The sequence below is a fragment of the Rhodoferax sp. SPJ4 genome (genome assembly GCF_058216275.1).
In genome coordinates this window covers 1,078,086-1,093,208 of sequence record NZ_JBYZMN010000001.1, presented here as the reverse complement: position 1 = coordinate 1,093,208, position 15,123 = coordinate 1,078,086, and the positions used below count along the sequence as shown (strand labels likewise).

At 65.5% G+C, this 15,123-nt stretch carries 13 protein-coding genes and 1 other RNA gene; 6 read left to right on the top strand and 8 right to left on the bottom strand.

The window, feature by feature from the left end:
• The first annotated feature begins 33 nt into the window (after nucleotides 1–33).
• The 3 genes from ubiG to ssrA all read left to right on the top strand — a co-directional run bounded on the left by ubiG (nucleotide 34) and on the right by ssrA (nucleotide 1,806).
• The gene (ubiG, locus tag AC4BAR_RS05410; protein ID WP_490626779.1) at nucleotides 34–738 is read left to right on the top strand and encodes a bifunctional 2-polyprenyl-6-hydroxyphenol methylase/3-demethylubiquinol 3-O-methyltransferase UbiG; all 705 of its coding nucleotides are present in this window, start codon (nucleotides 34–36) and stop codon (nucleotides 736–738) included.
• Nucleotides 735–1,409, top strand: coding sequence for a phosphoglycolate phosphatase (gene gph, locus AC4BAR_RS05405; protein ID WP_490626778.1), 675 nt, complete (start codon nucleotides 735–737; stop codon nucleotides 1,407–1,409). The genes ubiG and gph overlap by 4 nt, the downstream gene beginning before the upstream one ends.
• 12 nt (nucleotides 1,410–1,421) lie before the next feature.
• Nucleotides 1,422–1,806: a transfer-messenger RNA gene (gene ssrA / locus AC4BAR_RS05400) on the top strand.
• Between the two features lie 71 nt (nucleotides 1,807–1,877).
• On the opposite strand, the gene AC4BAR_RS05395 is transcribed toward ssrA, so the two are convergent.
• Nucleotides 1,878–2,882 carry an AraC family transcriptional regulator gene (locus AC4BAR_RS05395; RefSeq protein ID WP_490626777.1) on the bottom strand — a complete coding sequence of 335 codons (1,005 nt, stop codon included), beginning with the start codon at nucleotides 2,880–2,882 and terminating at the stop codon, nucleotides 1,878–1,880.
• A 127-nt stretch (nucleotides 2,883–3,009) separates the two neighbouring features.
• On the opposite strand from AC4BAR_RS05395, the gene AC4BAR_RS05390 reads away from it, so the two are divergent.
• From AC4BAR_RS05390 to AC4BAR_RS05380, 3 genes are all read left to right on the top strand, one after another.
• Nucleotides 3,010–4,068, top strand: coding sequence for a fatty acid desaturase (locus AC4BAR_RS05390; RefSeq protein WP_490626776.1), 1,059 nt, complete (start codon nucleotides 3,010–3,012; stop codon nucleotides 4,066–4,068).
• A gap of 201 nt (nucleotides 4,069–4,269) precedes the next feature.
• On the top strand, nucleotides 4,270–5,778 hold the full coding sequence (locus AC4BAR_RS05385) for a S8 family peptidase (RefSeq protein ID WP_490626775.1): 1,509 nt from the start codon (nucleotides 4,270–4,272) through the stop codon (nucleotides 5,776–5,778).
• A 190-nt stretch (nucleotides 5,779–5,968) separates the two neighbouring features.
• A complete protein-coding gene (locus AC4BAR_RS05380) occupies nucleotides 5,969–7,117 on the top strand; it encodes a DUF4382 domain-containing protein (protein ID WP_490626774.1) in 1,149 nt (382 codons plus the stop codon).
• A 73-nt stretch (nucleotides 7,118–7,190) separates the two neighbouring features.
• Here AC4BAR_RS05380 and dnaB read toward each other — a convergent pair whose 3' ends face one another.
• The 7 genes from dnaB to ppsA form a co-directional block, all read right to left on the bottom strand.
• Nucleotides 7,191–8,597, bottom strand: coding sequence for a replicative DNA helicase (gene dnaB, locus AC4BAR_RS05375; protein WP_490626773.1), 1,407 nt, complete (start codon nucleotides 8,595–8,597; stop codon nucleotides 7,191–7,193).
• 155 nt (nucleotides 8,598–8,752) lie between these two features.
• Nucleotides 8,753–9,205 carry a 50S ribosomal protein L9 gene (rplI, locus tag AC4BAR_RS05370; RefSeq protein ID WP_490626772.1) on the bottom strand — a complete coding sequence of 151 codons (453 nt, stop codon included), beginning with the start codon at nucleotides 9,203–9,205 and terminating at the stop codon, nucleotides 8,753–8,755.
• Between the two features lie 10 nt (nucleotides 9,206–9,215).
• Entirely contained in the window at nucleotides 9,216–9,497 is a 282-nt protein-coding gene (rpsR, locus tag AC4BAR_RS05365) for a 30S ribosomal protein S18 (RefSeq protein WP_490626771.1), read from the bottom strand.
• A gap of 15 nt (nucleotides 9,498–9,512) precedes the next feature.
• Nucleotides 9,513–9,800, bottom strand: coding sequence for a primosomal replication protein N (gene priB, locus AC4BAR_RS05360; protein ID WP_490626770.1), 288 nt, complete (start codon nucleotides 9,798–9,800; stop codon nucleotides 9,513–9,515).
• Nucleotides 9,801–9,819: 19 nt separating this feature from the next.
• Nucleotides 9,820–10,188, bottom strand: coding sequence for a 30S ribosomal protein S6 (gene rpsF / locus AC4BAR_RS05355; RefSeq protein ID WP_490626769.1), 369 nt, complete (start codon nucleotides 10,186–10,188; stop codon nucleotides 9,820–9,822).
• A gap of 70 nt (nucleotides 10,189–10,258) precedes the next feature.
• Nucleotides 10,259–12,589 carry a VC_2705 family sodium/solute symporter gene (locus AC4BAR_RS05350; RefSeq protein WP_490626768.1) on the bottom strand — a complete coding sequence of 777 codons (2,331 nt, stop codon included), beginning with the start codon at nucleotides 12,587–12,589 and terminating at the stop codon, nucleotides 10,259–10,261.
• Nucleotides 12,590–12,605: 16 nt separating this feature from the next.
• Entirely contained in the window at nucleotides 12,606–15,002 is a 2,397-nt protein-coding gene (ppsA, locus tag AC4BAR_RS05345) for a phosphoenolpyruvate synthase (protein WP_490626767.1), read from the bottom strand.
• Between the last annotated feature and the right edge of the window lie 121 nt (nucleotides 15,003–15,123).

Sequence of the window (15,123 nt, the reverse complement as noted above, 5' to 3'; positions counted from 1 at the left end):
GCGCGCCCGGCGGCCAGGCCGGATAATCGGTCCATGAGTTTCACCAACGCCGACCCGGCCGAACTGGCCAAATTTTCCGACCTGGCCCACCGCTGGTGGGACCCGCAAAGCGAGTTCAAGCCGCTGCACCAGATCAACCCGCTGCGCTTGGACTGGATCGCGTCCATGGCACCGCTGCAAGGCCAGAAGGTGGTCGACATCGGCTGCGGCGGCGGCATCCTGTCAGATTCCATGGCCCGGCGCGGCGCCGAGGTGCTGGGCATCGACCTCGCCACCAAGGCCCTGAAAGTGGCCCAGCTGCATGCGCTGGAGGCGCAAACACCCAATGTGCGCTACCGCGAAGCCAGCGCCGAGGCGCTGGCCGCCGAAATGCCTGGCCAGTTTGACGTAGTGACCTGCATGGAAATGCTGGAGCATGTGCCCGACCCGGCCTCGGTGGTGCAGGCCTGCGCCACGCTGGTCAAGCCTGGCGGCTGGGTGTTTTTCTCCACCATCAACCGCAACCCCAAGTCGTTTCTGTTCGCCATCGTCGGCGCCGAGTACGTGCTCAACATGCTGCCGCGTGGCACCCACGAGTACGCCAAATTCATCCGCCCCAGCGAACTGGCCCGCGATGTGCGCAACGCCGGCCTGACGCTCACCGACACCCGCGGCCTGCAATACAACCCCTTCACCCAGCGCTACTGGCTGGACGGCGACGCCAGCGTGAACTATTTGTTCGCCACCCGCAAGCCATGAGCGGCCCGTTTGAAGGCGTGCAGGCGGTGCTGTTCGACCTGGACGGCACGCTGGTCGACAGCGCGCCCGACCTGGCCGCTGCCGCCGACAAGCTGCGCACCGACCGCGGCCTGCCCTCGCTGCCCTACGAGGCCTACCGGCCCATGGCCGGCGCCGGCGCCCGTGGCATGGTGGGTGTGGCCTTTGGCCTGACGCCGGAAGACGCCGAGTTTCTGCCGCTGCGCGACGAGTTCCTGGCCAACTACGAACGCTGCCTGACCGAGCGCACCTTTGCCTTTGACGGCGTGGCCGAGATGCTGGCCCGCCTGCAGGCCATGGCCCTGCCCTGGGGCGTGGTGACCAACAAGGCGATGCGCTTCACCGCGCCGCTGACCCGCGCCATGCCGCTGTTTGCCCATGCCGCGGCCATCGTCGGTGGCGACACCACGCCCCACGCCAAACCCCACCCGGAGCCGCTGTTCGAGGCGGCACGGCGCATGCAGGTCGCCCCGGAGCACTGCGTCTACGTGGGTGACGACGAACGCGACATCGTGGCCGGCCTGGCCGCCGGCATGCGCACCGTGGCTGCCACCTACGGCTACCTGGGCGCCCGGTCCGATGTGGACCAGTGGGGCGCCCATGCGCAGATTAATTCTCCCCACGCGCTCTTGCAATTGCTGCCCAGCGCCTAAAATGGGGGTTGAGGGGCTGCATTGGTTTCGACGTGGGTACGGAATCGCTGTGGTGCATGTCGAGCTGAATGCGCTCGTAAAACAGATTCAAACAAACTAACTGCAAACGACGAACGTTTCGCACTCGCTGCTTAAACACCAGTGAGCCTCACAACAGCAGGCCGATGGGCTGGGCAAGGGGTGTCAGCGCAAGTTGATGCTCCCGGCTGTGAGGTTATTCACATCGGCTGGCTTTGGACCGGGTGCCTTGGTTCGAAGCGAGACAATAGGGCACTGGCGTTCTGTGTAGCGTGCGACTGCGCGACCCAGAAGGCGAGACTCAAATCAGACCGCTAAACATGTAGATCTGCTCGAGGATGGCTTGCGGACGGGGGTTCAAATCCCCCCAGCTCCACCACCACACTGTTTAAAGGCCGCCAGGAATAACCATCTGGCGGCCTTTTTCTTTGTCCTCTCGCCTGCGCTCCATCAGCGCTCGCGGTACTGGCCCGGCGTCAGGCCGGTCCAGCGCTTGAAGGCCCGGTTGAAGCTGCTGGCATCGGCAAAGCCCAGCAAATAGGCCACCTCGCCCAGGCTGTAGCGCCGGTCGGCCAGGTGGGACAGGGCCAGCTCGCGCCGGGTGGCGGTCAGCAGGTCCTCGTAGCTCGTGCCTTCCTCGGCCAGCCGGCGCTGCAGGCTGCGCAGCGACAGGTGCAGCAGCGCCGCCAGCTTGGCGGCCGAGGGCTCTCCCAGCGGCAATTGCTCGATGAGTGCGGCGCGCAGCCGGACGTTGAGGTTGTCGCGGTCAAAACGGGCCAGGTGGCGCAGCGCCACCTCGTCGTTGAGCCGGGCCAGCTCGGGGTTGGCGCTTTCCAGCCGGCGTTCGAAGGCCTCGGCAGGAAACCACAGCTCACTCTGGGCGCAGCCAAACACCAGCGGCGCACGAAACACCGCCGCAAAGCCTTCCAGACCTGGGGCCTCGGGTGCGGGGCGGGCCAGCCGCACCTGCAGCGGCGAAAAATCCCGGCCCAGCATGGCCCGGCAAAAACGCACGAACAAGGCCACAAAGGCATCGATGGCCTCGTCGGCCGGCGGCTCCGGGCCCAGGCGGGGCCGGATGACAAAACGGTAGTGGTCGGCCTCGCGGGTGAATGCCAAATCGGCGGCGTCGGTCACCAGCCGGAAATAGCGCACGATGCGCTCGAAGGCTTCCTGCAAGGTGGTGCTGGCGCTCAGCGAGTAGCCCAGCGCATGGAAGGTGGTCTGCGTGACCTCACCCGCCACCGCCAGCCCGAAGCAGGGGTTGCCGGTGGCCTGGCTGGCCAGCCGCCACAAGCGGGTGGTGGCGGCCAGCGGGTAGCGGGCATTGGGGTCGTCCAGCGCCGCCATGTCCAGCCCGGCGGCGGCAAACAGCGCGGCGCTGTCGCAGCCGCTGCGGTCAAGTGCCCGCCGCACGGCGCGGGACCAGCTGGTCAGGACGGTGGCGGAAGGCATTGGCGTGCTCGGTCTAGCGATTGGCGTGTTGGGACAGTGGGTTTGGGGCCGCCGCTTCTTACGATGCGGGCATGACAAAAACAAGCCGGAGTATGACGTGACCCCTCCCCCCCACGCGAGCACCGAGATGACAGACGCCCAGAAGGCCGCCCGCATCAAGCAGGTGATCGAGCAGGCCGGCCAGGCCCTGAAGGCCCGCCATTCGGTGCTGCAGCACCAGGATGCCATTGGCGCCACCATCATGGCGCTGTCGCTGGCCGGCATGGTGGGCACCGGCCTGGCCTATGGCCAGGGCCTGATCGCCTGGTGGCTGTGCATTCCGCTGGTGGCCATCTTCGCGTCCTTCATCCACGAGCTGGAACATGACCTGATCCACCTGATGTATTTCCGCGAGCGGCCGGCCATCAACCGGCTGCTGCTGATCCTGGGCTGGATCGCCCGCCCCAGCACCATCAACCCGCTGGTGCGCCGCAAGCTGCATTTCCACCACCACAAGCATTCGGGCTCCGAGTCCGACCTGGAGGAGCGTGGCATCACCAACGGCGAGCGCTGGGGCCTGCGCCGCCTGCTGATGACGGGCGACAACATGCTGGCGGTCTACCTGCGGCCCTTGGCCACCCACCAGATGCTGAAGCGCTACATTGCCGCGCAAAAACCGCGCGACGCAGCCGAAAAAGCGGCCCTGTTGCGCGAGCAGCGGCTGGGCTATTTCCCGCTGGCCGTGCTGCACTACACGGCCTGGCATGGCTTCATCGTGTTCCACGCGGTGGACGGCCTGGCCCGTTTGCTGGGCCAGCCGCTGGCCTGGCCGCCCGCGGTGCTGTCGGCCGCTTCGGTGCTGGACCTGCTGGCGGTGGTGTGGCTGGCGCCCAGTGCGCTGCGCACCTTTTGCCTGCACTTCATCAGCAGCAACATGCATTACTTCGGCGACATCGAAAGCCGCAACGTGATGCAGCAATGCCAGGTGCTCAACGCCTGGTGGCTGGCGCCGCTGCAGCTGTTCTGCTGCAACTTCGGCAGCACCCACGCCATCCACCATTTTGTGGTGTCGCAGCCCTTCTACATCCGCCAGCTGGTGGCTGGGCCAGCCCACGCGGTGATGCGGCAAATGGGCGTGCGCTTCAACGACCTGGGCAGTTTCCGGCGCGCCAACCGCTGGCATGGGGCCCCGGTGGCCCGGGCCTGAGCCCTGCCCCGGCATCCCTTGAAAGCCTCACGGCCCATGCCGTGGGGCTTTTTTCTTGCGCGCATGGCCTGCACTTTGTCTCGCCCATGCGACAGCGAATGAACAAAGCGTTCAAGAACCGGCATGCCCAGCCGAAAAACCGAGAGAGCCGGGGGTGCGCCCCCTACAGTTGAAAACTTTTGTACTGTTCACGGAGACCGCATGACCCATCGATCCGCCATCGCCATGATTCTGGCCTTGCCGCTGAGCTTCTCGCTTGCCTCCCTGGCCCAAGCCCAGAGCTCGCCGACCGTTCGCAGCACCAGCGTGATTCCCGACCGCTACGTGGTGGTCTTCAAGGACAGCGTGGGTGACCCCGAGCAAGCCGCCGACGCGACCATGAAGGGCAATGGCGGACAAATCCACTTCAAGTACAAGAACGCCATCAAGGGCTTTGCGGCCACCATCCCGGCCAAGGCCCTGAACGGGGTTCGTAACAACCCGAATGTGGCGTCCATCGAGTACGACCAAACCGTTTTCTCCGACCAAGCGCTGACCACCCAGAGCAATGCCACCTGGGGCCTGGACCGCATCAACCAGCGCAACATGCCGCTGGACGGCACCTACTCCTACGCTACCACCGGTGCCGGCGTCACCGCCTATGTGATCGACACCGGCATTCTGGCCAGCCACCAGGAATTCACCGGCCGTGTCGGTACCGGCTACACCGCGATTGCTGATGGCAAAGGCACCACCGACTGCAACGGCCACGGCACCCATGTGGCCGGCACCGTGGGCGGCAGCACCTATGGCGTGGCCAAGGGCGTGAGCCTGGTGCCGGTGCGGGTGCTGGACTGCGCCGGTTCGGGCAGTTCCAGCGGCGTGATTGCCGGCATCGACTGGATGGTCAGCGTGGCCACGGCGGGCTCGGTGGCCAACATGTCCCTGGGGGGCGGTTCGTCGTCCGCGCTGAACGCGGCGGTGGCCAACGCGGTCAGCAAAGGCATCACCGTGGTGGTGGCAGCCGGCAACAGCAGTGCCAATGCCTGCAACTCGTCGCCAGCGAGCGAGCCCAGCGCCATCACCGTGGGCGCCACCACCAGCAGCGACGCGATGGCCAGTTACTCCAATTACGGCACCTGTGTGGACCTGTTTGCGCCTGGCAGTTCCATCACCTCGTCCTGGTACACCAGCAGCACCGCCACCGCGGTGCTCAGCGGCACCTCCATGGCCTCGCCCCATGTCGCCGGCATGGCGGCCCTGGTGATGGCGGCCAACCCGGGTTTCACACCGGCGCAGGTGGCCAGCACCGTCACCCAGAACGCCACCCCAGGCAAGGTCACCGGCCTGGGCACCGGCTCGCCCAACCTGCTGGCCTACTCACTGCCGGCCACCACCGCCCCAGCGCCAAACGTCACGGTGGCCGTCAAGTCCATCACCGGCAGCAGCGTCAAGACCGGCAACGGCTGGAGCGCCAAGGCCACCACCACCGTCTATGACCCGGCCACCGGCAGCAGCAGCCTGCCCAATGCCACGGTCAGCGGCCGCTTCGGCAACGGGGCCACCGGCTCCTGCCTGACCGGCAGCACGGGCGCCTGTCTGATCAGCGGCCCCAAGCTCAACAACAGCACTGCGTCGACCACCTTCACCGTCACCGGTGTGGCGGGTTCGAGCTACACCTACAACGCGGCGGCAAACGCGGTGAACCAAATCACCATCGCCAAGCCCTGAGCGCCTCCGCCCTCACCCACCCAGCCCGCTGCGCCCCAGCGGGCTTTTTTGTGTGCGCATGCAAGCAAAGGGACCGCCAAAGGCAGCTTGTTACAAATGCGGCGAGGCCACGCGCGGATGGCGCCCATACTCGTCGCTCGGCCCTGCACGCTTCCTGCGCTCCCGGGGTCGATGTCTCCTTGGAGGAACCATGACACCCTTGAACACACTGAAATTGGCCGTGCCCGCGGCCGCACTGGCGACCCTGGTCGCCTGCGGCGGGGGCGGTGGCGGCGCCGCCACCGGCTCGCTGAAGGTGGCAATGACCGATGCGCCAGCCTGCGGCTATGACAAGGTGAACGTCACCGTGCAAAAAGTGCGGGTCCACCAAAGCGGCACCGCCAATGACAACGACGCCGGCTGGTCTGAAATTGTGCTGGCCACACCGAAAAAGATCGACCTGCTGGGCCTGACCAACGGCGTGCTGGAAGAACTGGGCCAAACCGCCTTGCCGGTGGGCACCTACAGCCAGATGCGATTGATTCTGGCCGACAGCACCAACAGCGCACCGTTCACCAACTCGGTGATCCCCACCGGCGGCAGCGAGGTGGCATTGAAAACCCCCAGTGGCCAGCAGTCGGGCGTGAAGGCCAACATCAACATCAGCATCGCGGCCAACCAGCTGGCCGACTTCGTGGTGGACTTTGACGCCTGCAAGTCGGTGGTGCTGGCCGGCGCCTCAGGCAACTACCTGCTCAAGCCGGTGGTGTCGGTGATTCCGCGCTACGTCTCGGGCGTGGTGGGGTATGTCGATCCCACGCTGGCTGGCCAGGCCACGGTGTCGTTGCAGCAAAGTGGTGTGGTGGTCAAAGCCTCGACGCCAGACAGCACCGGCAAGGTGACGCTGCAACCTGTCGCTCCCGGTACCTACACGCTGGTGTTCACCGCGCCGGGCCGCACCACCCAGGTGGTGACTGGCGTGACCGTGGCCGCCAACCTGGTGACCCCGCTGAACGCCAGCACCACCCCGCTGCTGCCACCGGTGTCCACTACTGGCGTGCTGTCGGGCACCGCCACCGACCTGAACACCCTGGTGCGGGCGCTGCAGCCGCTGACCAGCGGCAGCGTGGAAATCACTGGCCGCTTTGTCGACGGTGTCACCGGCGGCTACAGCTTCACGCTGCCCACCGCGGCACCGCTGGTGGCGCCGTACGCGGTGGCCCCATCGCCACTGGTGTTCAGTGCCGACACCGCCGCGGCAGGCAAGTACACACTGCAGGCCACGGTGAATGGCGTCAGCACCGCCAAGACCCCCGCCACGCTGACGACCGGTGCCAACATCGTGACCAACTTCCCCTGAGCCAGGCCGGCCAGCGGACAGCAAAAGGCCCGCAGTTGCGGGCCTTTTTTTTCGCCAGGGCCAAGGCCCAGCGTCAAAAATCGTCAGAGCTCGAGGCCAGGCTTTCGAACTTGGTCAGCGGCTTGATGAAAGCCAGCTTGACGGTGCCAGTGGGGCCATTGCGCTGCTTGCTGATGATGACCTCGGCCACCCCCGGCTCCTTGCAGGCTTCCTTGGTGTAGTACTCGTCCCGGTAGATGAACATGATGATGTCGGCGTCCTGCTCGATGGCGCCAGACTCACGCAGGTCGCTCATCATGGGCCGCTTGTCGGTGCGCGACTCCACGCCCCGGCTGAGCTGCGACAGCGCAATCACCGGGCACTGCAATTCTTTGGCCAGCATCTTCAGGCCACGCGAGATTTCGCCCACCGCGGTGGCACGGTTCTCGTCGTTCATGCTGCTGGACACGCCCATCAGCTGCAAATAGTCGACCACGATCAAGCCCAGCTTGCCGCATTGCCGCGCCAGCCGGCGGGCGTTGGCCCGCAGCTCACTCACCGTGAGACCGGCCGACTCGTCGATGTGCAGCGACACGTCGCGCAGCTTCTCAATGGTTTCCGACAGGCGCGACCATTCCTCGTCGGTCAGCTTGCCGGTGCGCAAATGCGACTGGTCGATGCGGCCGATTGAGCCCACCACCCGCACCGCCAGCTGCGAGGCGCCCATTTCCATGGAAAACACCGCCACCGGCAGGCCCTCGTGCAGCGCCACATGCTCGGCGATGTTGATGGCCAGCGCGGTTTTGCCCATGGACGGTCGGGCCGCCAGGATCACCAGGTCACCGGCCTGGAAACCCGAGGTCATGCGGTCCAGGTCATGGAAGCCGGTGGGCACGCCGGTGATGTCGTTGGGGTTCTCAGCCATCTCCTGGACCCGGTCCAGCAGGTCCACCACCAGCGTGTCCAGGCCTTGGAAGCCCTGCTTCATCCGCGAGCCTTCCTCGCCGATGTTGAAGATCTTCTGTTCGGCCTCGTCGAGGATTTTGTCGACCGCCTTGCCCTGGGGGTTGAAGGCGGTGGTGGCGATTTCGTCGCTGGCCGACACCAGCTTGCGCAGGATGGAGCGCTCGCGCACGATCTCGGCGTAGCGGCGGATGTTGCTGGCGCTGGGCACGTACTGGGCCAACGCGTTCAAATAGGCCAGCCCACCCACCTCCTCGGCCCGGCCCTGGTTCTGCAGCTGCTCAAAGACGGTGATCACATCGGCCGGCTTGCTGGCGTTGACCAGCTCGCCAATGGCAGCGTAGATCAACCGGTGCTCGTAGCGGTAGAAATTGCCGTCGGTCAGCAGGTCACCGACCCGGTCCCAGGCGCCGTTGTCCAGCAACAGGCCGCCCAGCACGCTGGATTCGGCCTCGATGGAATGGGGCGGAATGCGCAACTGGGTGACCTGTGGGTCCACCGGAAAACCGTCACTGAGACCGGAGAAAACTGCTGACATGAAGCTCCTTGTAGCCAACCATCGTAGCGAGACAACTGTGGATATCTCTGTGGAAAATCCGTGCAGTTACAAATTCAAGCTGTGGATTGCCGTGTGATTCACTGTGGAAAACAAAAAGCCGCCCGAAGGCGGCTTTTCTGAACCAGCGCGGGGGCTCAGGCGGTTTCGCCGTAGACCGTCACGTTGATCTCCACCACCACGTCGGTGTGCAGGGCCACGCTGACCGCGCTGTCGCCGACGGTCTTGATCGGACCGTTGGGCATGCGGATCTGGGCCTTGGCGACCTTGAAGCCTTGCTTGGTCACTTCTTCAGCGATGTCGGCGTTGGTCACCGAGCCGAACAGACGACCGTCCACGCCGGCCTTCTGGGTCAGCTTGATGGTCTTGCCAGCCAGCTTCTCGCCCTGAGCTTGGCACTCGGCCAGCTTGGCGGCAGCGGCCTTTTCCAGTTCGGCGCGCTTGGCTTCGAATTCGGCCTTGGCCGATTCGGTGGCACGGCGGGCACGGCCGGACGGGATCAGGAAGTTGCGGGCGTAGCCGTCCTTGACCTTGACGATTTCGCCGAGGTTGCCGAGGTTCACGACCTTGTCGAGCAGAATGATTTGCATGGTCGGCTCCTTAGATGCGGTGCTGGTCGCTGTACGGCACCATGGCCAGGAAGCGGGCACGCTTGATGGCGGTGTTCAGCTGGCGCTGGTAAATGGCGCGGGTGCCGGTCAGGCGGGCGGGGATGATCTTGCCGTTTTCAGCGATGAAATCGCGCAGCGTGTCGACGTCCTTATAGTCGATTTCTTCGACATGGGCGACGGTGAAGCGGCAGAAGCGCTTGCGCTTGAACAGCAGCGATTGGGTGTTGCGCTTGGGGCGCTTGTCTTTGTTGAAACGTTTTGGTCCGGGCATGGTGGACTCCTGAAATTAAATCGGTTGAAACTCTTGAAGCTGCAAGACCGGGTGTTTGCCGTTCATCGGGGTGGCCAGAAAGCCTTTAAACCGCCATGAACTGCCCACCGGCTGAACCGCCAGTCGCTCGGCCAGTGCACCAAAACCGGTGGCTTTGATGACCAGCTTGACCTGCCTCGTCTGGTTGTTCTGCTGGACTTCCGAAGCATGTTCCAGCATCAAGTCCAGCGCGGGCAACCCGGCGGGGGTGTATCGCAGCGCTTTTTGCTCCACGACACAGGCGGTCAGCACGACCTGGTTCATGCCTTGCGGCACGTCTTTGTCAGTTGTTGGCGAACTCGGCCTGTTGGGCCTTGCGCGCTTCTTCGCGCTCCACGGTGCGCATCATCACCGACGGGCCGGTCTCGGCCTTCTTGCGCAGCACGGTGAGTTGGCGCAGCACGGCGTCGTTGAACTTGAACGCATGCTCGAGTTCCTGCATCACGGCCTGTTCGGCTTCGATGTTGATGCACAGGTAGTGGGCCTTGCCGAGTTTGTTGATCTGGTACGCCAGTTGACGGCGGCCCCAGTCTTCCACACGGTGGATCTTGCCACCGCCAGCGGTGATCATGCCCTTGTAACGCTCCAGCATGGCGGGAACTTGTTCGCTCTGATCCGGGTGGATCAACAGCACGATTTCATAATGACGCATAGGCACTCCTTACGGGTTGAAGCTGCCCACCGCGTCGGTGGTGGTGCAGCAAGGGAACCCGGCATTATACCTATTCGATGGGGTGCAGTCTGGCCTTCGGCGACGTGGAGCTCAACCAGCTCACCACAGCGGTCACCGCCAGCCCTGCCGGCACGCCGAACACGCCGGCTGAAATCGGCTGTATGCCCCACCACAGGCCGCTGCCTGTCAGACCCAGGTGGGCGCGCAGCGCCGGCACATTGACCACCATGTAGTACAGCGCCAGCCCCAGGCCAGCCAGCATGCCGGCCATGGCGCCTGGGCCATTGGCCCGACCCCAAAAAATGCCCAGCACCAGCGCCGGCACAAAGGCCGAGGCGGCCAGCGAGAACGACGACGACACCAGGTAGAGAATGCCGGCCGGCTTCTGCGCCGCCACATAGGCGGCGGCCAACGCCACCAGCAGCAGGATGAATTTGGACAGCATCACCCGCCGCAAGGCCGCCGCCCCCGGGTTGATGGAACGGAAATAGATGTCGTGCGACAAGGCGTTGCCAATCGTCAGCAGCAGCCCGTCGGCGGTGGACAGCGCCGCCGCCAGCCCGCCGGCGGCCACCAGGCCAGACACCACATAGGGCAAGCCGCCCAGCTCGGCCACCGCCAGCATGACGATGTCGGCGCCCAGCCGCAACTCACCCAGCTGCAGCGTGCGGTCGCCATTGACATCGGCCACCGCCAGCAGCGAGGTGTCGACCTTGGCCCATTGGCTCAGCCAGGACGGCAGGCTGTCGAAACTGCTGCCCACCAGGTTGTGCAGCACCTCGTACTTGACCATCACCGCCAGCGCCGGGGCACTGACGTACAGCAGGCCGATGAAGACCAGCGACCAGGCCACCGAGTTGCGGGTTTCGGCCACGCTGGCGGTGGTGTAGAAGCGGGTCAGCAAATGCGGCAGGCCGGCCGTTCCCACCATCAGGCAAAACATCAGCGCCAGAAAGTTCAGCCGCGAGGTGTCGAACGCCGCCTGCTCGGCCGCACTGCCCTCGGGGTTGCCGGCAAAGGCCTGGGCATGGGGCGGCATGGCCGCCAGTGGCTTGGCCCGCTCCTGGTTGTCGGTCATGGCCCGGGCCCACTTGTCACGCGCCGAACGTTCGTCGCGTGGCAGATTGGCCAGGTCGCGGTTGACCGCAAAAATCTCCACCGGGTCGGCCGGCTGCGCATTCAGCGCCCGCTGGCGGGCAATCAGCGCTTTCTTGTCCTTGGTCAGCGCGGCGTCCACGTTCTCCAGCTTGTGTTCGTAGCTGCGGGCCCGGCGCTCGTACTCCGCAATCACCGCCTGCTCGGCGCGGGACTCGGTGAGTTCCTTCTCCAGCGCGGTGATCTTCGGGATCTGCTGGCCATAGACCAGCGGCGCCAGCGGGTTGCCGAGCTGCTTGTAGGCCATCCAGGACACCGGCACCAGAAAGGCCAGCATGATGATCAGGTACTGCGCCACCTGGGTCCAGGTGACGGCCCGCATGCCACCCAAAAAGGAGCAGACCAGCACCCCGCCCAGGCCCAGCAGAATGCCGATCTCGAAACGCACGCCGGTCAGCCAGGAGGTGATCAGCCCGACGCCGTAGATCTGCGCCACCAAATACATGAAAGAGCACAGCACCGCGGCACCGGCGGCAATCAGGCGTGGCCAGCGGCCGCCGAAACGGTGACCGAAATAGTCGGGCACGGTGTACAGGTCCAGCTTGCGCAGGTTCGGCGCCACCAGCAGCGCCACCAGGCAAAAACCACCGGTCCAGCCCAGGATGTAGGCCAGGCCGCCCGGCTGGTTGGGCGTGCCAGAAAAGCCCTGCAGGTAAAGCCCGCCGGCCAGGCTGATGAAGGAGGCCGCGCTCATCCAGTCGGCGGCGGTGGCCATGCCGTTGTAGATGGCCGGCACACGCCGGCCAGCCACGTAGTACTCGGCCGGGTCGGTGGTGCGGTTGTAGATGCCGATGGCGGCGTACATCACCACCGTGGCAAACAAAAAGATCGCCCCCAGCCACTGGCGCGACAGGCCCAGCCGCTCGGCCACCGCCAGCAGGGCAATGAAGCCACACAGCCCGAGCGCGTACAGCGCAAACACCCGGTGCAGGCGCCGCGACTGCCGGCCCAGGCTGGCCACGAAGGCCGGCGACGGCGGGCTGTCGCTGCGATTGCCCACCCAGGCGCTGAGCACCACGATGGCGACAAACAGCACCAGGCAGCCCTGGGCAGCGAACCAGAAATTCACCGGCCAGCCGGCCACCGTCCAGGAAAGGTCCCGCGCACCGTACATCAGCCCGAAGGTCGGCAGCGCCCACAGCAGCAGCAAGGCCAGCGTGAACTTGCCGTGGTGGCGGGCCAGGCCATCGGCCAGCCAGGACAGGGCGGTGCCGATCGCGTTCATGCGCCGACGGTGCGCCTCAGGCGCCCGCGGCCAGCCGCTGCCAGGTGGCGATCACTGAATCGGGGTTCAGCGAGATCGACGCGATGCCCAGGCCGGCCAGCCACAGCGCAAAGTCCGGGTGGTCGCTGGGGCCCTGGCCACAAATGCCCACGTACTTGCCCTGGGCCTGGCAGGCGGCAATGGCCTTGGCCAGCAGCGCCTTGACGGCCGGGTCACGTTCGTCGAAATCATGTGCCAGCAACTCCAGGCCGGAGTCGCGGTCCAGGCCCAGCGTGAGCTGGGTCAGGTCGTTGGAGCCGATGGAGAAACCGTCGAAGAACTGCAGGAAGTCGTCGGCCAGGATGGCGTTGCTGGGCACCTCGCACATCATGATGACCTTGAGCTCCTTCTCGCCGCGCTTCAGGCCATGCTGGGCCAGCAGCCGGGTGACCTGCTCGGCCTGGCCCAACGTGCGCACAAAAGGCACCATCACCTGCACGTTGGTCAGGCCCATGTCGTCGCGCACCCGGCGCAGCGCCTGGCATTCCATCGCAAAGGCTTCGCCGAAATCGGCGCTCAGGTAACGTGCCGCGCCGCGGAAACCCAGCATGGGGTTTTCTTCTTCCGGCTCGTAGCGGGAGCCGCCGATCAGCTTGCGGTACTCGTTGCTCTTGAAGTCCGACAGCCGCACAATCACCGGCTTGGGCCAGAAGGCCGCCGCGATGGTGGCCACGCCCTCGGCGATCTTGTCGACATAGAAGGCACGCGGCGAGGCATGGCCACGGGCCACCGACTCCACCGCCTTTTTCAGATCGGCGTCGACGTTGGGGTAGTCGAGGATGGCCTTGGGGTGCACGCCGATGTTGTTGTTGATGATGAACTCCAGCCGCGCCAGGCCCACGCCGTGGTTGGGCAGCTGGCAGAAGTCGAAGGCCAGCTGGGGGTTGCCGACGTTCATCATGATCTTGGTCTTGATCTCGGGCATCTCGCCGCGCTGGACCTCGGTGACCTCGGTCTCCAGCAGGCCGTCGTAGATGCGGCCGGTGTCGCCCTCGGCGCAGCTCACCGTGACCAGCGTGCCGTCTTTCAGCCGCTCGGTGGCGTCACCGCAGCCCACCACGGCCGGAATGCCCAGCTCGCGGGCAATGATGGCGGCGTGGCAGGTGCGGCCACCGCGGTTGGTGACGATGGCGCTGGCCCGCTTCATCACCGGCTCCCAGTTGGGGTCGGTCATGTCGGTCACCAGCACATCACCGGGCTGAACCTGGTCCATCTCGCTGATGTTGTGCACCAGGCGCACCGGCCCGGTGCCGATCTTCTGGCCAATGGCGCGGCCCTCGGACAACACCGAGCCCTTGCCGATCAGCTTGTAGCGCTGCTCGGGCATGCCTTTGGCTTGGCTCTTCACGGTTTCGGGACGGGCCTGCAGGATGTAAAGCTGGCCATCAATGCCGTCCTTGCCCCACTCGATGTCCATCGGACGGCCATAGTGCTGTTCAATCACCAGCGCGTAGCGGGCCAGCTGCTCCACCTCGGCGTCGGTCAGCGAGTAGCGGTTGCGCTGCTCGGTGGGCACCTCGGTGGTCTTGACCAGCTTGCCGCTGGCGGCCTTCTCGGCCGCTGTGCTGAATTGCATCTGCAGCAGCTTGCTGCCCAGGTTGCGCCGGATCACCGCGCGTTTGCCGGCCTGCAGCATGGGCTTGTGCACGTAGAACTCGTCGGGATTCACCGCGCCCTGAACCACCGTTTCGCCCAGGCCGTAGCTGGAGGTGATGAAGACCACGTCCTCGAAACCCGACTCGGTGTCGATGGTGAACATCACGCCGGCCGAGCCCAGGTCGGAGCGCACCATGCGCTGCACGCCGGCCGACAAGGCCACCTCGGCATGGGCAAAGCCCTTGTGCACCCGGTAGCTGATGGCGCGGTCGTTGTACAGCGAGGCAAACACCTCTTTCATCTTGTGCAGCACCTCGTCGATGCCCACCACGTTGAGGAAGGTTTCCTGCTGGCCGGCAAACGAGGCGTCGGGCAGGTCTTCGGCGGTGGCCGAGGAGCGCACCGCGAACGAAGCCTCGGGCACGCCCGCGCTCAGCACCGCAAAGGCCTCGGTGATGGCTTGCTGCAGGTCGGCGGGGAAAGGCTGGGCCTCGACCATGGCGCGAATTTCGGCACCGGCGGCGGCCAGCGCACGCACGTCTTCGGTGTCGAGTGCGTCCAGGCGGGCGTTGATGCGCTCACTCAGGCCATCGAACTGGAGGAACTGGCGGAAGGCGTGGGCGGTGGTGGCAAAACCGGTCGGAACCCGCACGCCGGTGGGCAGCTGCGAGATCATCTCGCCCAGGCTGGCGTTCTTGCCACCCACCACCTCCACATCGGCCATTCTCAGTTGTTCAAAGGCAACCACCAGCGCGTCGGCCGGAAAACGTTGAGACATCGTGACACTCCAAAAGTTAAACCGGTCAGTGCCCGCGATGGCGGGGCGCTGGCGCAGATCGGTGGCCCATGTTGTTGTGCTTGTGGGGACGCCGCCGCGGCTGAATCTCTGGGCAATTTAA